Annotated in this window: 7 protein-coding genes; all 7 read right to left on the bottom strand. The window is 49.6% G+C overall.

What is annotated here, in order from left to right:
• A partial coding sequence (locus Q0R17_RS08660; protein ID WP_293934077.1) for a DNA circularization N-terminal domain-containing protein occupies nt 1-1,100 on the bottom strand: 1,100 nt, incomplete at its 3' end.
• A gap of 2 nt (nt 1,101-1,102) precedes the next feature.
• Nucleotides 1,103-3,658 (bottom strand): phage tail tape measure protein, encoded by a 2,556-nt coding sequence (locus tag Q0R17_RS08655; protein WP_293934076.1) that lies wholly within the window; start codon nt 3,656-3,658, stop codon nt 1,103-1,105.
• A 2-nt stretch (nt 3,659-3,660) separates the two neighbouring features.
• Nucleotides 3,661-3,822, bottom strand: a complete 162-nt coding sequence (locus Q0R17_RS08650; RefSeq protein WP_293934072.1) for a hypothetical protein — start codon at nt 3,820-3,822, stop codon at nt 3,661-3,663.
• 11 nt (nt 3,823-3,833) lie between these two features.
• On the bottom strand, nt 3,834-4,163 hold the full coding sequence (locus Q0R17_RS08645; protein WP_293934069.1) for a hypothetical protein: 330 nt from the start codon (nt 4,161-4,163) through the stop codon (nt 3,834-3,836).
• On the bottom strand, nt 4,160-4,534 hold the full coding sequence (locus tag Q0R17_RS08640; protein WP_293934066.1) for a phage tail protein: 375 nt from the start codon (nt 4,532-4,534) through the stop codon (nt 4,160-4,162). The genes Q0R17_RS08645 and Q0R17_RS08640 overlap by 4 nt, the downstream gene beginning before the upstream one ends.
• A 12-nt stretch (nt 4,535-4,546) precedes the next feature.
• Nucleotides 4,547-5,971 (bottom strand): phage tail sheath subtilisin-like domain-containing protein, encoded by a 1,425-nt coding sequence (locus Q0R17_RS08635; RefSeq protein ID WP_293934064.1) that lies wholly within the window; start codon nt 5,969-5,971, stop codon nt 4,547-4,549.
• Nucleotides 5,971-6,183 (bottom strand): DUF2635 domain-containing protein, encoded by a 213-nt coding sequence (locus Q0R17_RS08630; protein ID WP_293934062.1) that lies wholly within the window; start codon nt 6,181-6,183, stop codon nt 5,971-5,973. Before Q0R17_RS08630 ends, Q0R17_RS08635 begins: the two co-directional genes overlap by 1 nt.

The raw sequence follows: 6,183 nt of genomic DNA, 5'->3' as shown, positions 1-6,183 counted from the left end.
GGTGTTGGTGTTGGTGTTGGTGTTGGTGTCGTCACCAGTGTATTGCTACTTAAAATGGCAGTACTAGTCCACTCAGCTAAGCGAATAGGATCAAGCAGCACTTGAGCAGGAACTTGTTCTTCAGTCAGCGCAGCAATAGTCACCGCAATTAATAGCCGAGCCGTATTCGCAAACTCTTCCAGCTCCTCTGGGTTGAGCGTGGGCTGATCTGCCTCAATAGCTAAAACAGCGCATACTTTTGCAGCATGCTCACTTGCAACCACGGTCGCCATTAAATGCGCCAATGGCATGATATCGCCAGCAGGAGGCGTAGGCGCATTATTGCTGCTTGAATATGTACCAGAACCGTAGCTATTGTCCTGAAAGCTGGGCAATGAAAATAACTGCTTTGCATCATCACCCAAAGCCCGATAACGCGTCCAAATGTCACCCGGTGCAATATTGCCCATACTGATAATGCCCTGAACGCCGCCAATTAAATCTGCGGCAAAAGCCTGCGGTAGATTAATGACATCCAGCACACTTCCCACCACATCTTGTACCTGGCTACGCACCTCAGACATGATTTTATTCATTGCCGCTTTAAGATCTGCAATACGTTGCAGTGGCAATTGATCTTTAAGGGAATAAATTTCAACAACAAATTTGTTGCTTGCGGCTTCCTGAACAATCTCAGCCAGCTGGCCAGCCTGATCTGCCTGCTGGCCAACGCTCTGCTGAGTAAAAATATCAGCAGGTTTTGCTGGATCAATAAACTGCATATCCACGATGCAGTGATCCACATTTTCAGCATCATGTGAAACCGACCATGTAAGTGGCTGCAGCTGTTTTACACCGTAAACAGGATGGACCAGCTCACCCGCGCCATGCTCAGACAATGCTTTTAACAGCTGCTCGAGCTGCTGCTCGTAGTCATCACCCCACAGCACCGCTATAATTTTGTATTCAACGGCTTTTAGCCCAAGGTCTTCGACCTCTTCACCCGCCCGATAAGGGAAAGCATGGCGGGCGACATCATGGCCTCCCTGATCATCTGTTTTGACGACATCAAAAGCAACACCGCGAAATTTTGCATCCTGCAGTAGTTTTTCCCATGCCATGGTCAGTACCTCCGCGCAGCTTGTTGGTTTTTTTCATTCACTGCGGCCGTGATATTGCCATTTTCAACCTTTACGGTTACTTCAACCTTTTGTGGTGGTTTGGCTTGTTGCTCTTGCAGGTATTGTTTTACCCATGACTCGGTCCTACTGGGCTTTTCTTCTATGCCTAAGTCGTACCAAGGTTTAAATTGATCGCGGGCTGCCGTAATAACTTCTGGGCTGTACGTGCTTTGTAAGCGTTGACTATATGCTTTCTCTTGCTTGATTCGCTTCGCGCTTTCGGCGTCATCTTCAACTGTTGAAAAATTAGCAACGCTTCCAGCTAACATGGCAGGGCCTAAGAAACGGCCCAATATGCCTGAGGTTGACGCCGCTGTAACAGGAGCGACAGAGGGAACAGGAGTAACGGGGGGAACAGTTGATATTGTCTTACCCCCAGTTGCTAGCATAGTGACTCCCGCGCCAGCAGCTGCGGCACCCAACGCAGTAACGGCTGTTGTTGCTCCTGCTAATGCTGTTGTTAGTTCTGGATATTTTTTTGCATAGTCTGTTAATTTGACGGCCGCATCACCAATTACGCCATTTAAACCTATCATTGCTTTTTGTTGAGCAATAACAGCTTCATTTTTTAGCTGCTCGGCCTTAAATGCATCGGTACTTGCAATTGTTTGGTAGTTAGCTTCCCCTGCCCCCTGAACGATGGGTTTTTGCTTTTCTTCGTCTAATTTTGTTTCAATTCCTTTAACATATTCACGATTATTCATTCGACCAATCAAGGCCATTAACGCTTGCCTGTCTTGAATTAATTTACCAATTGTCGATGCTTGTACAATATCCCCCATACTTTCAAGCGTAGCTTTTTTTTCCTCTCCCGTTTCTTTGCCCGCTCGTTTTTTGAGTTCCGCATATCGTTTGTCTTTACCAACAACTTTATCAACAATTCCAACAAATGCATCTAAACCATTCATGCCTTTTTCGCGGGCTTTAATTAAAGTTCCTGTTAAATCAATATTAAGTTTTGAAGCATCCTTTGCCGTATCCTGGCTGGTGATTTTTGCTAGCAAATTGACTAAATTATTACCAGCTTCATCTTTGCTGCCTGCAGTAATGACAGCGGCTTGATTTGCAGCAAGCAAAGTAGTTAGCCCCTGCAATCCAGACAAGCCTGCACCTTTACCTGCTGCCATTTGTTGTGGGAGCCACTTAGCTAAGTCTTTGAGTTCGAATCCACCTTCTTGACCCGCAACAATTGCCATATCCAATGCTTTTGGCAAATCCTTTTCTTTGATAGAAAATGTTTGCATTGCACGTATTGCAATATTGCCTAATTCTTTTGGGTCTGCTCCCGTACCTGTTGCATACTTTTGCAAAGTGGGTAAAAGATTCATCGCTGTTTTATTATTCATTGCACCAGATGCAAGCAAACCATCTAGCGTATCCGCTGCACTCTCACGAGTGCCGCCCCCCGTTCGCACGGCAACATTAATTGCGTTACTTAGCTCGCCACGACCAGCTAAACGGCCTGTTACATTTCTGCCAGAAAAAGCCGTATTACTCATTAAAGCCAGGCGGCGGTCATAGCTCATGGTTTCACCAACCGGCTTAGTCAATACTGCAGCCCCAGCCATTACACCAACAACAGCCGCCGCTCCACCTCTCCCCATTGTTTTTGCACGATCTGCGATAGTACGTTGCTGATTTTCAAGCAGACCCATTTCACGGCGTAGTACTGAAACACGCTGGCGCGTTGCGTCATAGGCGCGCGATTGCTCTGCTGCAGATAGCACTGCAGACCGTGATAGTTGGCGATATGCAGCTTCTGTTTGTTGAATTTCACGCTGAATCGCTTTTTCTGAGCGAATACCTAGCTGCTCACGTGCTTGTGCTGCACGCTGAGCTAGGCGGCTTTGATCTCCGACTGCCCGATCATAAGCTTGCGTAGTTTGACGATAAGCAGTGCGAATACGCATCTGAGCTGCATTGGTGGATTGAGCCACCTGTGTTGCCCCAGAGGCTGCAGCTTGAGCCACAGCCTGTGCCGCACGTTGTGCTAAGCGTCTTTGTTCCCCTGTTACACGCTCAAAAACCTGCGTCGTTTGGCGGTAAGTTTGTTGTGTCCGCGCTTGGCCAGCCGCCTGAGCTTGGGCCACCTGTGTTGCCCCAGATGTAGCAGCTTGAGCCACAGCCTGTGCCGCACGTTGTGCTAAGCGCCTTTGTTCCCCTGTTGCACGCTCAAAAACCTGCGTCGTTTGGCGGTAAGTCTGCTGAACCTGTTGCTGGCCAGCTGCCTGAGCTTGGGCCGCCTGTGTTGCCCCCGATGCCGCAGCTTGTGCCACAGCCTGTGCAGCACGTTGCGCTAAACGGTTTTGATCGCCCACGCTCCGTTCATAAACGCGTGTGGTTTGCCGATATGCCGATTGTGTACTGTGCTGGCCTGCCGCTGAAGACTGTGCCATTTGAGCCGCCATTTGAGCAGCGGCTTGACTTAGCCGAGTCAGAACGGCGCTGGCTTGATCTCTGGCCCGTAGTAGCAGTGAAACTTCCATATTGCGGGACATAGTCAGCTCCGTGGTCGGCGAAGGGACACGATACGGCGTACACCCGTATCGTCGCTTGATGCTTCTGAAGGGGTAGATGTTGGAGCAGAAAGCGCTAAGTAGCTCAGCGCTTCTTCTTCGCTCATGGCCAGTGCTTCGCTACGGCTAAACCCTAGCCGTAGCATGATGAGGACAATTAAGCGCCAGTCAGAGCGGCTGCGTTCATTTGCTGCCGCTTTTTTTTAAGAGCATCCAATGCTGACCACATCACATCGTAATCATCATCAACCAGCTCCTTATGCAGTAGCTCGACGGTGATTTCTTCAGCAGGAATGGTGCCTAGTTTCGTCAGGCAGCGGGCCAGCAGCGCAGTATTTACAGCCAACATACTGCTGTTATCCGTGACTTCAAACACCGCAATATTGTCACCAATAGTCGGTAAGCGCAGCTCAAAATCACTGTGCAACTTGCCCTGGTATTCAATCCCGTAGACCAGTACTGGGGGCTTATTTTCTGGGGTAGTCATTCTTTCACCTCACGTAGCGCTTGGATTTTGATATCACGGCGTGCTTCACTTTCTACTGAGTACTTCGTGCCTACTTCTAAGCTGAAGCAATCCAGATAGCTGGTGCGCTTACCGCCTGGCGTGGCGGGGTAGCAGGTTAATTTAGCGCCTTGCATCCCGTCCCAATCCAGATCACCCGCCACCGGAATCACGACGGTGATGCTGATTTCCAACTCACTAATACCCTTGCTAAAACCCTTGGCTCGGCCCGTGCGGTTCATGGTTTTAACCACTTTTCGGCCGGTTTTACCGCTCACACTCATATCCACGACATCAATTTCTTGGCCGTCGATCTCCAGCACAATGCTGCCTGCGTATTCTTCAAGTGACATGGTGTTGTCCTTTTAAAGGTAAAGATCAATGCGGCCTGCAAATACATGCAGACCATTGACGACATCCGTGGGGATACGTGCATTCAGGCGATTAGCATCTTGTAAATCACGCTGTACAATGAGCTTGTCTTTGTTTTCTACCACTTGCTCAACAAACTCCAACTCTTCCAGCTTCAGTAAAACGTCGTATAGTTCTGACCACACCTTATCAGCGGTACGGCTACTTAGCTTTTCACGGGGGAAGCGTAAGGCGATGCGTTCGCGGCACGCTTTGCGCACGTAATCCAGCGTGCGAATAGTCGTGAGATCCAGCAGACTGACATCGTCAATTCCCTGCGGATCTTTGGTGTAAGTGGTAATGGCCCGCACAATTTGTACTTTATCGCCGGGGCCAACCTCGGTTGGTGTCACCCCGTTGTAAAGTGCATTTTCTTGCTCAGTACGGCTTAAACGACTAGCGAAGGGTGAAGGGGCAATCGCGATCAGGGCCAGCGTGTTCAGCGGGCGAGCGGGGTCTTCTTCACTGGCAATCACAGCCGCGTAAGCTGCAGCCACTTCCCAAGATAAGCTAGGGGTCGATGGCACAAGAATGCTGCTGGTCCGACCGCTATTAATAGAGAGTGCCAAAGTAGTGGCTTGCGCCAGCGTGCCGGTATTGCCATACACACCAATAGCCCCTCGCTGCTCCATTGGTCCACCTACCGCATCAAGATGGGTACGTAGTTTTTGCAGGCTGGCGGCATCCATCAAGCTACTGCAGAGAATATTGTGGCCAGCACTATAAATAGGCGTCAGTGCGGCTTGAATATCTGGATCTGTCGCGCCGCCAGCCATTGGGGAAATTGCCGCCACTAAACCCGCCGCAATCGCAAAAGAGCTGGTCAGCTTAATCGTATTACCCAGCGTGCCTTTGTTTTTAGCGGTCAGCGTGACAACCCCCGCATTCACTGCTGCAGTGACAGGAAGATCAGGTGCTTTATCTAATGCAGTTTTAAGCGCCAGAGCCACAGTGGTCGGTGTATCGCCATTACTGATGGCGGCATCAATTCGATCATTCCCCACCCAAAGTGTTAACGCACCTGCCGCCGTTGCTGCACCTGTTAACGTCACCGTGCCTGTGGCCTGAGTACCTGCAGGCGCATCATCCAGTGCAATAGCTGTAATTGCTGCATAGGGATAGGCTGTAATCGCTGCCGTCACCATACTGTGCAAAATAGAGCCACGGCCAAACATGGTTGCGGCATCTGCATCATTAAAGACATCAGTGGGGACGGTAGCGGCCACGGTGCCAATGGCCATACGTTGGCCAATTAACAATACTTTTTGTAAATTACCTGGCAATAAGCGCACAGCCATCTTGGTATTAAATTCAAAGTACTTACCCGGCTTGCGGATACTAGATGGAATGCTATCGAAGCTAATATCTTTGCTAGCCATTATGCAGCTCCTGCAGGCGTTTTACGGTTGGCGGGCTTTAAATCTGGTCCTTCTTCAAAGCTAGGATCTACTTGCAATAACAAATCCCCCTCCATGACTCGCCGAAGGTAGTATTGTGAATCCGGCACAAGCTCAGCATTGTTGTCGCCAATGTATTCACGAGGTGAGTCTTCTTTAGGCACAGAAAGGCCTGATGCGGCTTTAACCAGCAT

Source organism: Iodobacter sp. (assembly GCF_025352645.1).
Classification (GTDB): domain Bacteria; phylum Pseudomonadota; class Gammaproteobacteria; order Burkholderiales; family Chitinibacteraceae; genus Iodobacter.
Note: the sequence above shows the minus strand (reverse complement) of the source record. Positions and strands in the feature narration are given on the sequence as shown.